General features: G+C 68.7%; 20 protein-coding genes. 11 read left to right on the top strand and 9 right to left on the bottom strand.

Translation table 11 applies throughout. The features are described from left to right. Positions 1–26: 26 nt before the first annotated feature. From ACZ4RZ_RS04175 to ACZ4RZ_RS04150, 6 genes are all read right to left on the bottom strand, one after another. Positions 27–1,319, bottom strand: a complete 1,293-nt coding sequence (locus tag ACZ4RZ_RS04175; RefSeq protein WP_467741759.1) for a M48 family metalloprotease — start codon at positions 1,317–1,319, stop codon at positions 27–29. Between the two features lie 24 nt (positions 1,320–1,343). Further along, positions 1,344–1,856: a Pycsar system effector family protein gene (locus ACZ4RZ_RS04170; protein ID WP_467741757.1), complete on the bottom strand. Its 513-nt coding sequence runs from the start codon at positions 1,854–1,856 to the stop codon at positions 1,344–1,346. Next, on the bottom strand, positions 1,853–3,187 hold the full coding sequence (locus tag ACZ4RZ_RS04165) for a PE-PGRS family protein (protein ID WP_467741755.1): 1,335 nt from the start codon (positions 3,185–3,187) through the stop codon (positions 1,853–1,855). The genes ACZ4RZ_RS04170 and ACZ4RZ_RS04165 overlap by 4 nt, the downstream gene beginning before the upstream one ends. Before the next feature lie 3 nt (positions 3,188–3,190). Beyond that, complete coding sequence (locus tag ACZ4RZ_RS04160; RefSeq protein ID WP_467741754.1) at positions 3,191–5,323, bottom strand: hypothetical protein; 2,133 nt, start codon at positions 5,321–5,323, stop codon at positions 3,191–3,193. Then, on the bottom strand, positions 5,320–6,171 hold the full coding sequence (locus ACZ4RZ_RS04155; RefSeq protein WP_467741753.1) for a hypothetical protein: 852 nt from the start codon (positions 6,169–6,171) through the stop codon (positions 5,320–5,322). Before ACZ4RZ_RS04155 ends, ACZ4RZ_RS04160 begins: the two co-directional genes overlap by 4 nt. 300 nt (positions 6,172–6,471) lie before the next feature. After that, on the bottom strand, positions 6,472–7,173 hold the full coding sequence (locus ACZ4RZ_RS04150; protein ID WP_467741751.1) for a Crp/Fnr family transcriptional regulator: 702 nt from the start codon (positions 7,171–7,173) through the stop codon (positions 6,472–6,474). A 454-nt stretch (positions 7,174–7,627) separates the two neighbouring features. Here ACZ4RZ_RS04150 and rpsL point away from each other — a divergent pair, with 454 nt between their 5' ends. From rpsL to tuf, 4 genes are all read left to right on the top strand, one after another. Beyond that, positions 7,628–7,999: a 30S ribosomal protein S12 gene (rpsL, locus tag ACZ4RZ_RS04145; protein WP_003948652.1), complete on the top strand. Its 372-nt coding sequence runs from the start codon at positions 7,628–7,630 to the stop codon at positions 7,997–7,999. A gap of 2 nt (positions 8,000–8,001) precedes the next feature. Next, positions 8,002–8,472, top strand: a complete 471-nt coding sequence (rpsG, locus tag ACZ4RZ_RS04140; RefSeq protein WP_003998848.1) for a 30S ribosomal protein S7 — start codon at positions 8,002–8,004, stop codon at positions 8,470–8,472. Positions 8,473–8,511: 39 nt separating this feature from the next. Beyond that, complete coding sequence (gene fusA / locus ACZ4RZ_RS04135) at positions 8,512–10,638, top strand: elongation factor G (protein WP_467741749.1); 2,127 nt, start codon at positions 8,512–8,514, stop codon at positions 10,636–10,638. Positions 10,639–10,781: 143 nt separating this feature from the next. After that, the gene (gene tuf, locus ACZ4RZ_RS04130) at positions 10,782–11,975 is read left to right on the top strand and encodes an elongation factor Tu (protein ID WP_399077228.1); all 1,194 of its coding nucleotides are present in this window, start codon (positions 10,782–10,784) and stop codon (positions 11,973–11,975) included. Positions 11,976–12,085: 110 nt separating this feature from the next. On the opposite strand, the gene ACZ4RZ_RS04125 is transcribed toward tuf, so the two are convergent. From ACZ4RZ_RS04125 to ACZ4RZ_RS04115, 3 genes are all read right to left on the bottom strand, one after another. Next, a complete protein-coding gene (locus ACZ4RZ_RS04125; protein WP_467741746.1) occupies positions 12,086–13,312 on the bottom strand; it encodes a cytochrome P450 in 1,227 nt (408 codons plus the stop codon). A 69-nt stretch (positions 13,313–13,381) separates the two neighbouring features. Continuing rightward, entirely contained in the window at positions 13,382–13,978 is a 597-nt protein-coding gene (locus ACZ4RZ_RS04120; RefSeq protein ID WP_467741744.1) for a Uma2 family endonuclease, read from the bottom strand. A gap of 52 nt (positions 13,979–14,030) precedes the next feature. Continuing rightward, positions 14,031–14,396, bottom strand: a complete 366-nt coding sequence (locus ACZ4RZ_RS04115) for a hypothetical protein (protein ID WP_467741742.1) — start codon at positions 14,394–14,396, stop codon at positions 14,031–14,033. Positions 14,397–14,419: 23 nt separating this feature from the next. Here ACZ4RZ_RS04115 and ACZ4RZ_RS04110 point away from each other — a divergent pair, with 23 nt between their 5' ends. The 7 genes from ACZ4RZ_RS04110 (at position 14,420) to ACZ4RZ_RS04080 (ending at position 19,133) form a co-directional block, all read left to right on the top strand. Next, complete coding sequence (locus ACZ4RZ_RS04110; protein WP_467741740.1) at positions 14,420–14,731, top strand: RHS repeat domain-containing protein; 312 nt, start codon at positions 14,420–14,422, stop codon at positions 14,729–14,731. A gap of 51 nt (positions 14,732–14,782) precedes the next feature. Further along, positions 14,783–15,442 (top strand): hypothetical protein, encoded by a 660-nt coding sequence (locus tag ACZ4RZ_RS04105; protein ID WP_467741738.1) that lies wholly within the window; start codon positions 14,783–14,785, stop codon positions 15,440–15,442. 90 nt (positions 15,443–15,532) lie between these two features. Continuing rightward, positions 15,533–16,300 (top strand): transposase, encoded by a 768-nt coding sequence (locus tag ACZ4RZ_RS04100; RefSeq protein ID WP_467741736.1) that lies wholly within the window; start codon positions 15,533–15,535, stop codon positions 16,298–16,300. A 144-nt stretch (positions 16,301–16,444) separates the two neighbouring features. Next, positions 16,445–16,912: a DUF3990 domain-containing protein gene (locus ACZ4RZ_RS04095; protein ID WP_467741734.1), complete on the top strand. Its 468-nt coding sequence runs from the start codon at positions 16,445–16,447 to the stop codon at positions 16,910–16,912. Next, complete coding sequence (locus ACZ4RZ_RS04090; RefSeq protein ID WP_467741732.1) at positions 16,909–17,265, top strand: hypothetical protein; 357 nt, start codon at positions 16,909–16,911, stop codon at positions 17,263–17,265. The genes ACZ4RZ_RS04095 and ACZ4RZ_RS04090 overlap by 4 nt, the downstream gene beginning before the upstream one ends. 15 nt (positions 17,266–17,280) lie before the next feature. Then, a complete protein-coding gene (locus tag ACZ4RZ_RS04085) occupies positions 17,281–17,775 on the top strand; it encodes a hypothetical protein (RefSeq protein WP_467741730.1) in 495 nt (164 codons plus the stop codon). Between the two features lie 110 nt (positions 17,776–17,885). After that, on the top strand, positions 17,886–19,133 hold the full coding sequence (locus tag ACZ4RZ_RS04080) for a HEAT repeat domain-containing protein (protein WP_467741728.1): 1,248 nt from the start codon (positions 17,886–17,888) through the stop codon (positions 19,131–19,133). Positions 19,134–19,529: the final 396 nt, after the last annotated feature.

Raw genomic sequence — 19,529 nt, 5'->3', positions numbered from 1 at the left:
TCGGGGTGACCGCCCTTCAGCGTTTGTCAGCGCGGCAGTTGGAGGTACGGCTCCAGGGCGCGGATGCGGGTGATGTTGTCGGGATGGGTGGTCAGGAGCTTGGCCAGGCCGCCCGGCTCCTTGAGCTTCTTGCCCCGCGCGGCGGCATACGCCTTCGCGGCGTCCTCCTCCGCCTGGAAGTGGTGCAGCACCTGGACCATCTCGGTCGCGAAACCGAGGGCGGCGGCCTGCTGGTCGGCGCGCAGCTCGCCCAGGCGGCCCGCGTAGGCGAGCAGGTAGGGCGCGATCACGAGGGGGATGGTGATGTACCAGGCGACGAGGAAGCCCATCACCACGAACGCCCCCATGAAGAGGATGAGAATCCCCGTCGCGGCCGCCGAGAAGACACTGGCGACGGCGATCGCGATCCTGGCGAGTCCCCGGGTCAGGGCCCAGGCGATCCGGCCGGGCAGCGAGTACCAGTAACCGAGCAGACCCGCCCAGGCGTGACCGCCGACGTGATGGCCGAGTTCATGGGCGAGTACGGCGGCGAGGTTACTGCTCGGGATCTTGTTGAGCGAGTACGTGGTGACCCCGACGACGTGCCCGGCCACCGCGGACGCGTTCAGGTCCTCGCTGTTCTCCACCATCAGTTCGTACGTGACCGCCTCGATGCCCGCGCGTGCGGTGACCTCGCGCCAGATCGGCTCCAGGCGGGCCCGCTCCGTCGCCAGCGGTGCTCGCAGCCTGAAGGCGCGCCGGGCGAAGAGCAGCTCGGTGGGCCGGTGGAAGACGAGCGCGCCGGAGGCCAGCCAGGCCAGGACGACGAGCCATCCCACAGCCGTGCCGAACATCGCCACGGCGACCGCCGCGACCACCGCGAGGCTCACCAGAAGGCTCGGGACCTGGGTCGCCAGCTGGCCTATGGCGGTGGCGTCCGCGCCGCGCTGGTGGGCCGCCACGTGCATGCGGCGGCCCTGGTGGCGGTAGTCGAGGTCGTCGGGGGCGACGGACTGCCGCGGCACGAAGGGGGCCGGCTGCGGGTGCTGAGCCGGGTACTGCGGGGCGGGGCCCGGGTACGGGGCCGCGGCTCCGGGGTACTGCGGGGCCGGGCCGGGGTAGGCGGGTGGGGCCGCCGGGTACTGGGGCTGGGCGGGGGTGGCCTGCGGGTACGAGGGGGGTGCGGCGGCGGTGCCCGGGTACTGCGGCTCCGGGTACTGCGGAGTCGTGGCGCCGGGGTACGGCGGCGGCGTGGGAGCGGCGGCACCCGGGTACTGCGGCGGCGGGGTCGCGCCCGGGTACTGGGGTTCCGGATACGCGGGGCCTGGTGGCTGGGACATCTGGGGCTCCTTCGGGTGGGGACGTCAGCCGATGAGCAGCGCGGTGGGCAGCAGCGCCGTGCCGGTGCAGAAGGCGATCAGACCGGTGCGGATCCACTGGTGCTTGCGGGCGGCGATACGGCTGGTCTCGGTCAGGGCCGCCGTGAGTCCGGCGGCGGGGTCGCGGTCGGTGTCGGCGAGCGCGGCGGCCAACCGGCCTTCACGTACGGCCTGTTGGATGTCGCCGAAGTAGCACAGCGGCTGCCCTGGGGCCCAGGAGCCGTTGCGGTAGCGGGGGAGTACGGCGAGGAGCAGCGCGAACAGGGAGAGTGCCAGGGAGGCGGCTCCGGCCCACCACAGGGCGGTGCTGGCCCAGGACAGTTCCCTCGGCGTCCAGCCCCGCCCGGCCAGCAGTCCGCTGAACACCCCCGCCGTCATGCCGAGCGCCGCCACCAGCACGGACGCCTTGCTGTCGGCCCGGGCGATCTCGCCCCGCAGTTCGGTGAGCAGCCGCTCGGCGGTTCGGGCGCCGGCGTGGGTGTCGGGGGTGGTGGTCACGCGGACCCCGCCTCGGGGGAGTCCTGCGGTGGTACGCCGGGCTCGGCGGCGCCCGGAGCCGGGGGTACGGCGGGAGCGGGGCCCGTGGCCGCGTAGGGCGGTGCGGGCTGGGCGTACGGGGCGGCCGGCGCCTGCGGCGAAGGGGGCCCGCCGTAGGGAGCGCCCGGTGCATGCGGGGCGGGCGGCTGGGTGTACGGCCCGGCCGCCGCCTGCGGCTGACTGTAGGGAGTGGCCGCGTACGGCGCCGGTGGCTGGTACTGCGGTGCGGAGTCGTACGGCGGCTGGGCCGTCGGTGGAGGCGGGGTCTGGCCGGGGTACGGCGGCTGCGGCGGTATGTACGGCTGTCCGGGCGTCGCACCCGGGGGCAGCGCGCTCTGCTCCGGCGCCGCCTGCTGCTGGATCAGGTCGTTGATCTTCGGCAGCATGGAGCGGGCGGACTCCGCCTTCTGGAAGTCCTCCAGCGAGTCCCCGGCGATCAGTTCCAACTCGCCCTTGATGAAGGACAGTTGATCCTTCTGGATGGAGCCGACGACCAGCTGGGTGTCCTCGGGGTGCTGGGCGAGGTGCACCGCCCAGGCGCCGACACCGCCGTGCTGGAGGTGGTACTGGTAGAAGTTGATCTTCTCGGTCGTCAGCTGGTGGTGCTGCTGCTGGCGCAGGACTTCCAGTTCGTGCTGCTGCCGGGCCTGGCGCAGCCGGAACTCGTGCTCGGGGTCGAGCATTTCGGACTCGTAGCGCAGGCTCCGCTGCCGCCGCCGGTGCGCGATCGCCTCGTCGTCGAGGCGAAGTCGTACGACACAGGTCACGGCGAGGCCGATGCCCGCGGCGAAACCGCCCGTCTCCACGGCCTGTTGGACCGCGCGCTCGGCCGACGGGCTGTCCTCGATGGGGAAGCGCCGGCTGACCGGCCGGGCGAACTGGTGGAGTTCGCGGGTCAGCCGGGTGGGCACGTCACGCTCGCCGCTCGCCACGTACGCGATCGGATCGGCGACCCGCCAGGTCAGATCGGCGGTGGCGCCGAAGGAGAACGCGTCGTCGTCGCTGGGCAGCTCCAGGTCCAGCTGCACCGGATGGCTGCCCATGTCCACCTCGTACACGGACGTGTAGCGGCGGGTCGCCGCGTCCGAGCGGCTCGGCCGGTGCGGCGGGACGTAGACGTCGTACGAGCCCTTGGCGGTGACGAAGACCAGTGCGTGGTCGATCGCGGTGACCGGTCGTCTGGCGGTGTAGTCGAAGCGGGCGATCGGCCGCACGGTGAGCACAGGGTCGATCAGTGTGCTGTGCCGGTTGGCGTCCTGCTGCCACTCCGGCTGACGGCGGAACTCCGCCATGGTTCAACTCCTCGATGGCTCTGCGGTGGAGGGGGTCAGTGCGCCGATCAGCCGGTCGGCGATCGGTGGGCGCGGGCCGCCGTCGGGGGCGCGCAGATTGAGCAGCTCGTGGTTGAGGCGCTTGTGGTCGTCGGCCGTCACGACCAGGGCGGGGAGCAGATACTCCAGCGCCCGCGCCGTGTCCGCGCGGTGCTCGGCCACGTACACCCAGGTGTGTAGGGCGTCGAGGGCGCCGCGGGTGTGCGCGCGGTCGCCGAGCGCGGTGCGCCAGAGGGTGGCGAGATCGCGGGCCGAGTCCGGCTCGTACATGCCCGTGGCGGCGTACCACTCGACGAGCGCGTCCTCCTCGTCGTTGTCGCAGGCGCGGACGAACGCGGCCAGCGCGAGCGCGCGGACCGACGCGGTGTCGTGGTGGAGCAGACCCACCAGCTCGGAGAGCATCTCGCCACGCCGGACCCCGACCGAGAGCAGCAGGGCCGTGGACTCGATCAAGTTGTTCGCCTCGGCGGGGCTGCTGCCCCCGGCACGGGCACGGGCGGCGAGCGCGCTCAGCGCGGGACCCGTCAGGTCGGGGCGGAGCGGGGTGAGCAGCCCGAAGGCGCGGATCGCGGTCCAGCGGCGGGCCCAATGGGAGTCCGTGCACCACTGGGTGAGCAGGCGCAGCACGACGGGCGCGTCGAGGAGCTGGGCGAGCGTGAGCGTGTTCGCCGCGGTGACCCGGGGGCCGAACGACTTCGAGACGGCCCAGCCGTCAATCAGCAGCGCCACCGCCGAGGGCAGGTCGGCTCGCGCGAGCAGCGCGGTGGCCGCGGCGGCCCGGGTCCGTACGACCGGGCGGCCGTCACGGGCCAGCTCCTTCAGCCAGGCGATCAGCGCGGGCCGGGCCGACGGGTGGCCGGTCCACACCTCGGTGAGCAGGACGCTCGGGGTGTTCTCCTTGCGGAAGTACGCCGTGAACTGCGGCACCGGGCCCCACTCGGTCGCCTCGTCCCGGACCTCGCCCTCGGCCCGCGCCCGTTCCAGACGGGTCTCGGCGGCGAGTCCGAACACCGGGATCTCCGGGGGCTGTTCGGGATGCTGAAGCCGCTGGAAGTGCACGTACAGCTTGTCGGCGAGCTCGGCTGCGAGGACGTAAGGCGCCTGGTCGAAGACGGCGAGCGAGATGAGGAACGCCTTGTCCCGCAGGGTGGCCTCGGGGTCGCTCAGCCACTCCCGGCACTGCTGCTCCACCGCGGCCTGCCCGAAATCCGCGAGGCGCGCCGCCGCTTCCTCGCTGCCGTCGTAGCCGGCCACTTCCACGGCGAACTTGGCGGCCTCGGCGGGCCGGTGGGCGCCGCGGGAGAGGAAGTCCCGAACGGGGCCGAGGGAGAGGAGGCCCTCGATGTCCTCGCCGCGCCGGTGGTCGGCCAGATGCGCGCGCAGCACGGCGGCCGGCTCCGGCTGCTCCCACCGGGCAGGAGTGGCACCCAGCAGGAACGGGGAGTTCTCGATGGTCACCACCAGATACCCGTCGACCTTCTTGAGCTGGTCGCGGGCCGCGTGCAGATGGGGATCCCGCAGCGGCCGGTTGCGGCTCAGCGGCAGGTCGCGCAGGACATGGCCGCCGGGAGCGGCGAGCTGGGCCGCGAGACCCGCGGGGCTCGTCTCCGAGGAGAGGGCGTGCACGGCGGGGACGCCGAGGCGGTGCAGGAGCATCAGCGCCGCGGCGTTGCGGCCGGTGGCGTGGGCGCCGGCGAGGACGAGGACGCGTTCCACGCGCAGGCGCGCCAGGGCGGACGCGAAGGCGGGGCTCTCGACGAAGACGGCGGACAGCGCGTCGAGGTCCGCCCGCGGGATCTCCCCGGAGGCGTAGGCCGCCGAGGCCGCCGCCGTTGTGTGGTGGTGGATCTCCGTCTTGCCGCCCATGAACACATCACGGGCGATGCCGCCGGACACGCCGTGCTGGGCGCCGCCGACCAGGCTGCCGCCGAACGACGCGGCCTCGCTGAAGATGAACCCCGGGGTGTGCGCGACGAGTTCGCGCTGCGCGGCCCGGGCCTCCTGGGTCCGCTCCTGCTCCTCGTCCTCGGCGGCCGGGTGCGGTTCCTGCCGCGGTACGTCGTCGGTGGCCGGCGCCGGCGGTGGGGGGACCGTCACGCCGACTCACCCCCGGACCCGCCCTGGTTGACGTCGCCGGTGACCTGGCCGCCGGAGACGCCGTGCTGGTCCCCGCTGACGAGGCTGCCGCCGAAGCTGGGGGAGCCGCCGTTGAAGTTGAAGACGACGCTGCCGGGAGGGGCGGCGGGCCGGGCAGGGGCGGCGGGGCCGGCCGGCCTGCCCGGCCCCGCCGCGGCCGCCGCCCCCGGCGCCGGGCTCTCCCCCGAGTCGCCCGGCGCCGGGGTTCCCCCCTTTTCACTGTGGTCCTCGGTGCCCTGCGGTACCGGGCCGTGCAGCCAGGCCCGCAGGGGTCCGTTCTTGCTGTCCACCGTCACCGGGTGGAAGTCCTCCGCCGGGATGCCGGGGTGGCTGTGGCGGACGATTCCGGTGTGGACGCCCTCCGAGACGCACAGGGCGAAGTCGTTCGCCCGCTCGCGCAGGGCCGTGCGCAGGAGCTGGGCGTCGAGGAGGCGGCAGGCGTGGTTCAGGTCCGAGCCGACCCAGCCGTCGTGCTCGTCCACGGCGACGTACCCCGTGGCGACCACGCCCCGCAGCCGGATCTGGGCGGAGCTGGAGGCCATCCGGTTGACCGCCCGGAGCTGGGCGGGGACCTCGGTGAGCAGGGCGCGCAGGAGTGCGGTGACCGAGGCGTTGGCGTCGATCAGCTCCATGACGGAGTCGCCGCGGTCCGCGCGCAGGCGGAGGCGCTCGTCGATGCCGGCGGTTTCCAGTGCGCGGTCGGTGATGTCATACAGCATCCGCCGCAGATAGGCCTGCTCGACGTCGTCCCGGTCGCTGTACTTCTCGATGTCGAGCAGGAGGATCGTCCGGCTCACGGGGTCGGTCATGGTCGCCTGGTCGCCTTTCGGTGGGGGCCTTGCCTGGCAAGCAGGTTGGCGGTCCCGGCGGCCGGGGTGTGAGGGCGGATGACCCACTTCAACTGTGACCGTGTGCACAGAAGGCCGTTTTCGCCCCCGCCGCCCCTGCCCGCCCCGCACCAGCGCCTTTCGGCTGCGGGTGTGTGGGGGCTGTTCGCGCAGTTCCCCGCGTCCCTGAGAAGGGCGCGGGGAACTGCGCAGTCTTTTGGCGGGGGTCTGGGGGCGCAGCCCCCAGGTTCGGGACGGGCAGGGGCGGCGGGGGCGAAAAACTCAACGTCGCGCGATCTGGCGCAGTACATCCATCCGGACGATCACCATCGTCCGCCGCCCCGTCACCACGGCCCCGCGCTCCCGGAGCTCCTTCAGCAGCCGCTGGACCATCTCCCGCGACGCGCCGACGGAGCCGGCCAGTTCCTGCTTGCTCAGGGGGACCGACAGCTCGATGCCCTCCTCCGTACGGTGGCCATTGGTGCGGGCGAGATCGAGAAGGAGGGCCGCGAAGCGTTCGCGGACGCTCATGGAGGCGAATTCCAGGCGGCGCCGGTCGGCCGCGCGGGTGCGGTCGGAGGTGAGGCCGAGGAGGGCGAAGGAGACGGCGGGGGAGCGGGCGAGGAAGTCGGTGAAGTGCTCGCGCACGACGGCGACGGTGCGGACCGGCTCGAGGGCGGTGACCGTGGCAGAGCGCGGCCGCCCGGTCAGCGCCGCCGACTCGCCGATGATGTCGCCGGGGCCGCGGAGCGCGAGCAGCGCCTCGTAGCCGTTGGCGGCGGCCGCGGTCACCTTCGTCCAGCCGTGCGTGACGATCAGGACGTGCGAGGACGGCTCGCTCTGGTGCAGGAGCACCGTGCGGGGGGTGAAGGACAGCTCGTGGCCGAGGGACAGCAGCGCGGAGCGGTCCGCGCTCTCCAGCCGGGCCAGGAACGGCACCCGGTCGTCCAGCCCCTCGTCACCGGATAAATGCGCGGCCGTCATGAGTCTCCCGTCCCCCGATGTCCCCCGATCGGCGCCACGGCCGATGCGCAGGGACCGATCAACGTACTCAACCGGTGATCGCCATGCGCACCGAACCATCGAGAAATCGCGGAGAATCACCGACATTCACAGATTGTCGACGGCGATGGGGTACAGAGGCACCGGGAAGCCTCGACGAGCCCCCAGAAGAAGCGTGACAAGTCCGGCGTGTCGGGCCCCAAGGCATTTGTTTTGACCGAAGTCCGTGAGGTAGGTACGCTCAGACCTTGTGCCTGGGGTGTGCCCTGGCTCTCGTGCGTGCCTTCAACCGCACTAGGGGAGCCGTAACCGGCCACCGTAATCTGCGCCCTTTTCGCCTCGCGGCGGGAGTCTGCAGCTTCGACACACCCGACCGCGTGGGTCGGCGACGTTCCAGGTTAGCTTCACCATTCGGCACACAGAAACCGGAGAAGTAGTGCCTACGATCCAGCAGCTGGTCCGGAAGGGCCGGCAGGACAAGGTCGAGAAGAACAAGACGCCCGCACTCGAGGGTTCGCCCCAGCGTCGCGGCGTCTGCACGCGTGTGTTCACGACCACCCCGAAGAAGCCGAACTCGGCCCTGCGTAAGGTCGCGCGTGTGCGTCTGACCAGCGGGATCGAGGTCACCGCTTACATTCCGGGTGAGGGACACAACCTGCAGGAGCACTCCATCGTGCTCGTGCGCGGCGGCCGTGTGAAGGACCTGCCGGGTGTTCGCTACAAGATCATCCGTGGTTCGCTCGACACCCAGGGTGTCAAGAACCGCAAGCAGGCCCGCAGCCGCTACGGCGCCAAGAAGGAGAAGTAAGAATGCCTCGTAAGGGCCCCGCCCCGAAGCGCCCGGTCATCATCGACCCGGTCTACGGTTCTCCTCTTGTCACCTCCCTGATCAACAAGGTGCTGCTGAACGGCAAGCGCTCCACCGCCGAGCGCATCGTCTACGGCGCCATGGAGGGCCTGCGCGAGAAGACCGGCAACGACCCGGTCATCACGCTGAAGCGCGCTCTCGAGAACATCAAGCCGACGCTTGAGGTCAAGTCCCGCCGTGTCGGTGGCGCGACCTACCAGGTGCCGGTCGAGGTCAAGCCCGGCCGTGCCAACACCCTGGCGCTGCGCTGGCTGGTCGGTTACTCCCGCGCCCGTCGCGAGAAGACCATGACCGAGCGTCTGCTCAACGAGCTTCTCGACGCTTCGAACGGCCTCGGTGCGGCCGTCAAGAAGCGCGAGGACACCCACAAGATGGCCGAGTCCAACAAGGCCTTCGCGCACTACCGCTGGTAGTCGCAACCCACATCGAGACCGAGAGAAGACTGAAGCCTTATGGCTACCACTTCACTTGACCTGGCCAGGGTCCGCAACATCGGGATCATGGCCCACATCGACGCGGGCAAGACGACCACCACCGAGCGGATCCTCTTCTACACCGGCGTCAGCTACAAGATCGGTGAAGTCCACGACGGCGCTGCCACCATGGACTGGATGGAGCAGGAGCAGGAGCGTGGCATCACGATCACCTCTGCTGCCACCACCTGTCACTGGCCGCTCGAGGACAACGACTACACGATCAACATCATCGACACCCCGGGGCACGTCGACTTCACCGTTGAGGTGGAGCGCTCCCTGCGTGTGCTCGACGGTGCCGTGACGGTGTTCGACGGTGTCGCCGGTGTCGAGCCGCAGTCCGAGACGGTGTGGCGTCAGGCCGACCGTTACGGCGTGCCGCGCATCTGCTTCGTCAACAAGCTCGACCGGACCGGCGCGGAGTTCCACCGCTGCGTCGACATGATCTCGGACCGCCTTGGTGCGCAGCCGCTGGTCATGCAGCTTCCGATCGGCGCCGAGATGGACTTCAAGGGCGTTGTGGACCTGGTCCGCATGAAGGCGCTCGTGTGGTCCGCCGAGGCCGCCAAGGGCGAGATGTACGACGTCGTCGACATCCCGGCCACGCACACCGAGGCCGCTGAAGAGTGGCGCGGAAAGCTGATCGAGGCCGTCGCGGAGAACGACGAAGAGATCATGGAGCTGTACCTGGAGGGCCAGGAGCCCACCGAGGAGCAGCTGTACGCCGCGATCCGTCGCATCACCATCGCGTCCGGCAAGTCCAACGACACCACGGTCACCCCGGTGTTCTGTGGCACCGCGTTCAAGAACAAGGGCGTTCAGCCCCTGCTCGACGCGGTCGTGCGCTACCTGCCGACTCCGCTTGACGTCGAGGCCATCGAGGGCCACGACGTGAAGGACCCGGAGCTGGTCGTCAAGCGCAAGCCGTCCGACGACGAGCCGCTCTCCGCCCTCGCGTTCAAGATCATGAGCGACCCGCACCTGGGCAAGCTCACCTTCGTCCGGGTCTACTCGGGCCGCCTGGAGTCCGGCACCGCCGTGCTGAACTCCGTCAAGGGCAAGAAGGAGCGCATCGGCAAGATCTACCGCATGCACGCCAACAAGCGTGAGGAGATCGAGTCGGTGGGCGCCGGTGACATCGTCGCCGTCATGGGCCTGAAGCAGACCACCACCGGTGAGACGCTGTCCGACGACAAGAACCCGGTGATCCTGGAGTCCATGGACTTCCCGGCGCCGGTCATTCAGGTCGCCATCGAGCCCAAGTCCAAGGGTGACCAGGAGAAGCTGGGTGTCGCCATCCAGCGTCTCGCGGAGGAGGACCCCTCCTTCCAGGTTCACTCGGACGAGGAGACCGGCCAGACCATCATCGGTGGTATGGGCGAGCTGCACCTCGAGGTGCTGGTCGACCGTATGCGCCGTGAGTTCAAGGTCGAGGCCAACGTCGGCAAGCCGCAGGTCGCGTACCGCGAGACGATCCGCAAGGGCGTCGAGCGTCACGACTACACGCACAAGAAGCAGACCGGTGGTACCGGTCAGTTCGCCAAGGTGCAGATCGCGATCGAGCCGATCGAGGGCGGCGACGCCTCGTACGAGTTCGTGAACAAGGTCACCGGTGGCCGCATCCCGAAGGAGTACATCCCTTCGGTCGACGCGGGTGCCCAGGAGGCCATGCAGTTCGGCATCCTGGCCGGCTACGAGATGACTGGCGTCCGCGTCATCCTTCTCGACGGTGGCTACCACGAGGTCGACTCCTCCGAGCTCGCGTTCAAGATCGCCGGTTCGCAGGCCTTCAAGGAGGCCGCGCGCAAGGCCAGCCCCGTGCTGCTCGAGCCGATGATGGCCGTCGAGGTCACCACGCCCGAGGACTACATGGGTGAGGTCATCGGCGACATCAACTCCCGCCGTGGCCAGATCCAGGCCATGGAGGAGCGGGCCGGTGCCCGCGTCGTGAAGGGCCTCGTGCCCCTCTCGGAGATGTTCGGCTACGTCGGCGACCTCCGCAGCAAGACCTCGGGTCGCGCAAGCTACTCGATGCAGTTCGACTCCTACGCCGAGGTTCCCCGGAACGTCGCCGAGGAGATCATCGCGAAGGCCAAGGGCGAGTAACACACCCCGTTTACACGCTTTAGGCTTGACACCGACCGCCGGGGCTCACCCGGCAGGGGAGAACCCCGGCGGGCGGCATCCCAGCAAAGATCACCTGGCGCCGATGAGTAAGGCGTACCAGAACCACTCCACAGGAGGACCCAGTGGCGAAGGCGAAGTTCGAGCGGACTAAGCCGCACGTCAACATCGGCACCATCGGTCACATCGACCACGGTAAGACGACCCTCACGGCCGCCATTACCAAGGTGCTGCACGACGCGTACCCCGACCTGAACGAGGCCTCGGCCTTCGACCAGATCGACAAGGCTCCTGAGGAGCGCCAGCGCGGTATCACGATCTCGATCGCGCACGTCGAGTACCAGACGGAGGGCCGTCACTACGCCCACGTCGACTGCCCGGGTCACGCGGACTACATCAAGAACATGATCACGGGTGCGGCGCAGATGGACGGCGCCATCCTCGTGGTTGCCGCCACCGACGGCCCGATGCCGCAGACCAAGGAGCACGTGCTCCTGGCCCGCCAGGTTGGCGTTCCCTACATCGTTGTCGCCCTGAACAAGGCCGACATGGTGGACGACGAGGAGATCCTGGAGCTCGTCGAGCTCGAGGTCCGTGAGCTCCTCTCCGAGTACGAGTTCCCGGGCGACGACGTCCCGGTCGTCAAGGTCTCGGCGCTCAAGGCGCTCGAGGGCGACAAGGAGTGGGGCCAGTCGGTCCTGGACCTGATGGCCGCCGTCGACGAGGCGATCCCGACCCCCGAGCGTGACGTCGACAAGCCGTTCCTCATGCCCGTCGAGGACGTCTTCACGATCACCGGTCGCGGTACGGTCGTCACCGGCCGTATCGAGCGTGGTGTCCTGAAGGTCAACGAGACCGTTGACATCATCGGCATCAAGCAGGAGAAGACCACCACCACGGTCACCGGCATCGAGATGTTCCGCAAGCTGCTCGACGAGGGCCAGGCCGGTGAGAACGTCGGTCTGCTCCTCCGTGGCATCAAGCGCGAGGACGTCGAGCGCGGCCAGGTCATCATCAAGCCGGGCTCGGTCACCCCGCACACCGAGTTCGAGGCCCAGGCCTACATCCTGTCCAAGGACGAGGGTGGCCGCCACACGCCGTTCTTCAACAACTACCGTCCGCAGTTCTACTTCCGTACGACTGACGTGACCGGTGTTGTGACCCTCCCCGAGGGCACGGAGATGGTCATGCCGGGCGACAACACTGAGATGAAGGTCGAGCTCATCCAGCCCGTCGCCATGGAAGAGGGCCTGAAGTTCGCCATCCGTGAGGGTGGCCGGACCGTGGGCGCCGGCCAGGTCACCAAGATCAACAAGTAACTCTTGTTGGCTTGATTGCCTGGTAGCTCCACAGAGCACCAGAAGGGGCCCGTACGACTTCGGTCGTACGGGCCCCTTCGCTGTTCCGGGACAACCGGGGGTTCCTTTGGCTACCAGGCGATCGGCAGGGAGATCGGGCCACGGATCATCGTGCGCTGCCGGAAGGGGACCTCCTCGGCGGGTACCCCGAGGCGGAGGTCCGGGCAGCGCTCCAACAGGGTGTCGATCAGCAGCTCGATCTGCATACGGCAGAGGACGGCGCCCGTGCAGTAGTGCGGCCCGTTGCCGAACGTCATGTGCGCTCCGGCGTCCCGGTCGACGTCGATCCGGTCGGGGTCGGGAAAGACGTCCGGGTCGCGGTTGGCGGCCAGGTAGGAGACGTAGACGGGGTCGCCCGCGCGGATGCGGACGCTCTGGATGACGACGTCCTCCAGAGCGACGCGGGGCAGGCCCACGGCGGTGCGGTGCGGGATGTAGCGCAGGAGTTCGTCGACGACGGCGGGGCGTGCGGCCGGGTCGTTGCGCACCCGGTCCATCAGCTCGGGTCGGGTCATCAGGAGGTAGAACATCTGGCCGCTGTTGTTGGTGAGCGCCTCGCCGCCGATCTGGAGCGGGCCGGCGACACTGATCGCCTCCTCCTCCTTGAGCTCACCGCTGCGCACCGCGCCGCCGAGCAGCGACAGCACGTCGTCCCCGTCGCTGTCCTGGCGGTCGCGGATGGCCTGCGCGATCCACCCGAACAGCCCCTTCTTGGCGCGCTCGGAGGCCTCGGCGCCGCCCGCCGTGGAGATGATCTCCCGCGTCCAGTCGTGCACCTTCTGCCGCTCGTCCGCGGGCACGCCCATGACCTCGCAGACGACGGAGATCGGAAAGGGCTCCAGGACCCGCTCGATCAGATCGGCGGGCGGCCCGTCCTGCACCATGGCGTCGACCAGCTCGTCGAGCATCTCCTTCGCGCGGGGGCGCAGCCGCTTCACCGCGCCCACGGTGTACGCGGTCGAGGCGGCGCGGCGCAGCCGGTTGTGGTCCGGCTGGTCGGCCCACGCCAGCGCCCCGGGCCGCGGTGCGAAGTGCGGCGCCAGCCGCGTGAACTGCCGGACGGACGCCTCCTTACGGCTGAACCGCGGATCGTTGGTGATCATCTTCACGTCGTCGTACCGCGTCGCCAGCCACGCCCACTCCTCCTCCCCGTGCGGAAGCCGGATCCGCGTCAGCGGCCCTTCCTTCATCAGCTCCGCGAGCACCGGGTCGAACTCGGTCCCCTGCACTCCTACGTCGGGCCAGTCCCGTACGGGGGGAGGGGTCTGCTCGGCCAGGGTGGTGGTGTCTTCCGCCATGGGTCCACCTTCGGGCGCTCCCGGTTCGGTGTCGCGGGGGAGTGCTCCAGACGGATTTGCTCGCCGGCCTCAACCCTGCGAGTAGCGCGGCAGGTCCGTGGTCGAGATCGTCCAGTCGGCGATGGTGACGTCCTCGCCGTACACGAAGTCCTTGCGGGTGGCGTAACGCGGGCCGTGCGGCGTCTGGTGGATGTCGGAGAGCACTGCGCCCGAGCCCGTGCGCGGATCGAAGATCACGTAGACCGGAATGCCCAGCAGCGGGTAGTCACGCATCTTGCCGACCCAGTCGTTGTCAGGGTTGGAGCGGGACACGACTTCGATGGCGGCGATGAGCGTACGTGGATCGAAGGAACCCGGGACGTCCATGTCCGCCATGGCGATGACCATGACGTCGGGGTGGCGCATGATGCCCTCGGGTTCGGCCTCTACGTCAGGGGTGCCGGTGTGAGCCACCAGTTCTTCCGGCATGACCTTCTCCAGGCGCTTCCGGATGTGCAGCGTGGTCAGCTCGTGCGGGCCGACGGGCGCCATCCTGTCGTGGACGATCCCTTCCTTGGTGATCTCGAATTTGCCCGGAAGCGTGTCGTCCATCGACTCAAGGAACTCACGCATCGCCCGGTACAAGTGGTGGGTGTCCCGCTGCGCGTTGTCAGGGGCGATGCTCATAGCGTGCGCTCCTCGTCGTCTCTGCCCAGGGGCAAGGGTCGTCACGTTCATGCTAGGCGGCCTCCGGGAGATCGGATCGGCAGTCGCGGCAGCGACCGGGTTCGGGGGCGCGGAAGGCGCGGTCGCAGCCCTCGCAGTTCTGGAGGGGGTGCGGGCGTGCGACCACCGGGGTGGCGGGCACCGGTGGTGGGAGGAGTTCGGTGAGACGGTGGGCGAGGAGAGCGGTCGGGTGCCGTAGGGGCTCGTGGGGGAGGCCTGCCGTCAGGGTCCGGCGTACGGCATCGGGGTCGGCGCCGCGGTCCAGCCAGGCGGTGACGGCCGGGGCGAGGCGATGTACGTCGCGCTCGGGGAGCAGGAGGCGGGGGTCGTCGCGGTGGAGGCTCGCGAGGATCCCGACGGAGGTCTGGTGGCCGTCCATGTCCTGGGTGTCCGGTTCAGGGAGTGGCCGCTTCCCTCCTCGGGACTCCGACGGAACTGGTCGACGCGGACGGCGATGTCGTCTGGACGCAGTCGTCGACGCTCTGGGGTGTCCCCGTCGGCCCCATCGGCAGCGACCGCGCAGACTGCCCGCTGCGTTTTCCAGGCCAGTACTTCGACGCGGAAACCGGGCTGCACTACAACCACCACCGCTACTACGAGCCGGGTACCGCGCGATACCTGAGCCCCGACCCCCTAAGCGATGTCCCGTTATGCCTCCCTCGGTCCGCCGTATCGGCAGGAGGCTACGGTTGCGCCGTAGTGGTACGCGAGTAGTGAGGAGACGGCGTGGCGTTCGGGAAGGCTGGAGCACGGGAGGAGGCCCCTGTGCCCGCTGTCGAGTGGGCTGGGGTACGAGAGTTCACCATCGGCACAGTGGAGCGTCCGGTCACCAAGAATCGTGCCCGCCCCGTACGCGGCCCGCGGGCCATCCGCGTCTCCAAGGGGGCGGGCAACTCGAAGGTATTCGCTCCCTGTGCCTACGTCGCTGCGGTCGCCCCTCCCGCGCCGCCGTCCGCCATGGAACCGTGCCTGTACGAGGACCCCGAAGCGCAGCAGCTGCTGTGTTACCTCGTCGCCCAGGGGGACGAGGGCAGCGAACGCCGTATCCAGGTGTTCGATGGACATGGAGAGGGAATCGGTGCTATTCGGCGCATTCCCCCATCCAGCAAACTTTTCAAGCACACTTGGCGCATCGAGCAGCCCGGACACCCGGAAATTGTCGGGCGTAATCAGTGGAGCGGGTTCAACGCCAAGCGGATCGCTCAGCGGGCAGCCGACAATGTCGTCCCAGAGGTGCTGAACGCCGTGACCGGTATGGGGCCTGACGACACTCACACCAGCCCTGTTCGCAAGAGCCGTACGTTGGAGTGGGTGTCTGGCGGCAAGCTGGTCATGATCTCCCAGAGCATCAAACTGCTTACGATCAAGGCAGATTGGCTGGACCGTCGCCTTGCCTTCGCGTTCGCCGTCATCGGGGACAGATGAGCGTTCGTTGCGAGAGTTGGGCCGGGTCCCGCCGCCTGTCCTCGTGAGCTTCCGCTCGCAGTCCCCCGGTCACGATGTGATGATCTCGCCGTGGCTGGTGTGATCACGGCGTCCGAGCCGTCCTGGATAACCCCGTTCACCGGGCTGAGCCCGCGCCGCTTCGCCAAGTTGGTGACCGCGCTGCGGCGTGAGGGTGCGGACGCGGTGCGGCGGGGCCGGCCATGGGGTTTGCCGCTGGAGGACCGGGTACTGCTGGTCACGGTGTACTGGCGAACGAACTTGACGATGCGCCAGATCGCCCCGCTGTTCGGCGTATCGAAGTCGGCGGCCGACCGGATCATCGGCCAGATCGGCCCGCTGCTGGCGTTGCAGCCCAGACGCCGCTTCACGAAGGACACTGTGCTGGTCGTGGACGGCACCCTGGTGCCCACCCGCGATCACGATGTGGCCGAGCAGTCGAAGAACTACCGGTACTCGACCAACCACCAGGTCGTCATCGACGCCGACACCCGCCTGGTCGTGGTGGTGGGCCGACCTCTACCCGGCAACCGCAACGACTGCCGGGCCTGGGAGGAATCTGGGGCGAAGGCCGCCGTCGGCAGGACCGTAACGATTGCTGACGGAGGCTATCCCGGCACTGGACTCGTCATACCGCATCGCCGCCGCAAAGGCGAAGAACTGCCCGGCTGGCAGCAGGAACACAACCGTTCGCACAAGCAGGTCCGGGCCCGCGTTGAGCACACCTTCGCCCGCATGAAGACCTGGAAGATCCTCCGAGACTGCCGCCTCAAAGGCGACGGCGTTCATCACGCCATGCTCGGCATCGCACACCTGTACAACCTCAGCCTTGCCGGATAGGCGGCACCGCCGCCCGCCGTGTCCACCTCGACGCGGAGATCATTTACGGGACATCGCTTAGGCCGGACCCCCGCGCCAAATCACTACGCATACGTCAAGAATCCACTGCAGTGGATGGACCCGTTGGGTCTCAAGGCGCCATGCATGGTGGACCTCTATCACGGCACCTTTGGAAGGGCTGCTGACAGCATCATCAATGACGGTATCAATCTCGCGGTGAGTAACCGGAAGATGGACTTCGGCCGGGGCGGTTTTTATGTGACGAATGATCCACGCCAGGCGCTCACATGGGCCAGGAAGCTAGCTGCGGACAAGGGCGACATCCCTGCGGTACTGCACTTCAAGGTCCCGAAGAGTGAACTGGACAAGTTGAGTGGCAAGATATTCGACGGTCCGAGTGATGAGCTTGCATCCTTCATGAAGCATCACCGGAGCGGGGGTGCAATGCATAACTACGAGCTGGTCGAGGGCCCCATGCTAAGAAATCCAGGAAGCTTTGTCAGGGGTAAATCCGATCCTGTCTTCTTTGGCCATCAGGTCGCCATCTACTCCGACCGAGCAGCAGAACTATTCAACAGGTCATTCCATCAGAGGTTCGGACCGACATCATGAGAACTGAAGAATTTCTTACCCGTCTCGACGACGAAATGCTCGACTATTTTCGCGAAATGACTGACGTTTTGGTGCATCATTTCAGGATTTCTCGAGCCGAGGCAGTCGCGAGAATCAATGAGAGGTATCGAGACGAGGACATCAGTGGGATGAATCAGGACTTGATGTGCCATGAGATGCCGGAATTCTGGGCATATCATCTCTATTTCAAGCCAACGCCGGATGCACGACTGCTGCCCTCGGGCGACCCGGATGTGGACGGCGACCTCTCGGACTGGGAGGTCCGCCCGGCCCCGCCCAAGGACTCCCCGTTCTGGACTCTCCCGGAAGGCTCGGAGGGGCGTAGTGAGTAGACGAGGGAGGACGGGATGTCCTACGCCGTGTTCTGGTTCGCGCCGGAAAGCAGGTCTGTGTGGGCCGAGTTGCCTGAGCCGGTCCTTGAGGTGATCGGCCGCGGCGATGTGGAGCGGCTGGAGTTGGAGCGGTCACGGGTCGCGCCGGAGTTGCGGGAGAGGATCACAGCGCCCGTGTACTCGGTGGCGGACCGGTTCGCGTCCTGGGAGCGCTTGGTGCGCCGGATGGAGCCGGGCTGGTCGAGTGAGGACTTCTATCCCATCAGTGCGTACGGCAACGACCTCGACTCCCGTGACGAGCTGGGAGAGTTGATGCACGCGCTGCCTGCGCAGGCCCGCGACGGCGTGCTGGGACGACTGCTGGCGCAGCTCGACGCGCGCTTCCATGCCGCGAGCGTCCCGGACCCGGAGCGCTCGCTGCACCCCTGGGCGCGTCCGACGAAGGAGAGGCCCGAGGCCGAGCTCGGGGAGTGGTGGAAGCGCAAACCGGTGCGCGAGCCCTGGGACTGAGCGGGGCCGCCCGTTGTCTCGGCTCGGGCCGGCGAGAGCGTCGACCCCAGCGGCTTCGAGGGGCTGACCAACTGGGAGTTCTTGCGGCGTGCGCGGCTCAGGAAAGGAGTATGACGCACCTGTTTGTCCCAGATGAGCGAGTGCACTCCCTTGTCGCCGGTCGGGGGTGCATCGGCTGCGAGAGGGCCGCTGAGGTGGCGGCCGCGGTTCCCGAAGCGCGTACCCGCATCCTCGACCGGCTGCGGCTCGCGTCCGCCTCGGGCGACTGGGGCAGGTTCGAGCGGCTCGCGGCGGTGGCGGTTCATCTGCACGCGGAGGGCCTCGCCCCCATCCTGGCGTCGGTGCTCGCCTCGGGCGTGCCAAGTGTGAACGCGGAGGACCTGGTTGAGATCCTGGGCGAGCTGCGAGCTCCCGAAGGGGTGGAGGCGATCAGCTCCCGGGTACGGGAAAGCAAGGACTCCGACGGGCCTTTCTTCGCTCTGTGCGCCAAGGGGATCCAGTCACTCGGAGAGATCGGCACCCCTGACGCGCTGGCATTCCTCAGGGACATCGCCACGAGCGCACCGGACGAATGGGCCCGCCCCACTGAGGTGGCGCGCGGCGGAGGAGCTGGGCATCGAGGACGAGCTCGGCTTCGACGAGGACGAGATGTTGGGAGGGACGTAGCCGTCGTGAAGGCGCCACGGTCCAGAACCACAGGGGGCCGGCAGGAAACCGGCCCGGACGAGAAGATCACTCCCCGTCCTGAATCGGCGTACGCGCGGGATGTCTTCAGCACGTTCGGCGGGATCGTGGAGATCGGCGCGGTGGTCGCCACGGGTACGTGGACCATCGCCGACGCGTCGGTAGGGGATCTGGTGAGTGCGCGGCAGGGCGAGGTGGACCGGCTGCTCGCCTTGGTCCACGCGCTCGGTGGCTTCAGCGATGCGTCCATGGCGATCGCCGATGAACTGGGATATCTGCGCGAGCATGAGGTGACCGCACCGTTCCTGCTCCTGTGGTCCGGCTGCATCGAGGAGTTCTCCCCCCGCCTTGAGGAACTCGAACGCCCGTCGGCCGTGCGGCGTATGTGCCACATGGGGGCCGATCTGCAACTGGCGAATTTCCTGCAGGCGTTGGTCACGGCCGCCATCGCCGGCGGGACGGAAGTTCCACAGGGCGCGGAGAGGGTGGCCGAGGCTCTCACCATTGCCGTCGCCCTGGCGGATGACGCGGGGCGAAGCAGCGCCGCCGGTACGTTCAGGGCGTGGCGGGTCGCCTTCCTCCCGGGCATTCTCCGCCCCGACTCGACCGCTCCGGACTACGGCAAGGCAGGCTATCGCGCCTACGCCCACGCCTTGGAGGAACTGCTCGCGTGACCTGGGAAGAGGCGAAGCGACGGTACCCCGTGGGGGCCATCGCCAGAGGGCAGGTCAAGGACCGGTTCGACTTCGGGGTTTTCCTGGAACTCTCGGGGTTTTCCTGGAACTCGAGGACGCTCCCGCGGTCCACGGCTTCCTCGACCTTCTGTCGTACAACCCTGAGGGCACGATCAACGACCCCGATGCCGGCCCCGTCCCGCTGCCCGAGGTCGAGGGAGTCGTCGCGATCCATGTCGACCGCGACAGGCAGATCCGCATCCGAGTCGGTCCTCCTTTTTGGGCGTCACATGGATGACATGGATGACATCGATGACGTGGACGACATGGACGACTTCTCGCGACTGACGGTCCGCCCCGCGCCGCCCGAGGGCTCAGCCGTCTGGACGCTGCGGG

Source organism: Streptomyces sp. NPDC027189 (genome assembly GCF_055566975.1).
The sequence above is the reverse complement of the archived record's forward strand: the minus strand, read 5'-3'. Positions and strand labels throughout refer to the sequence as shown.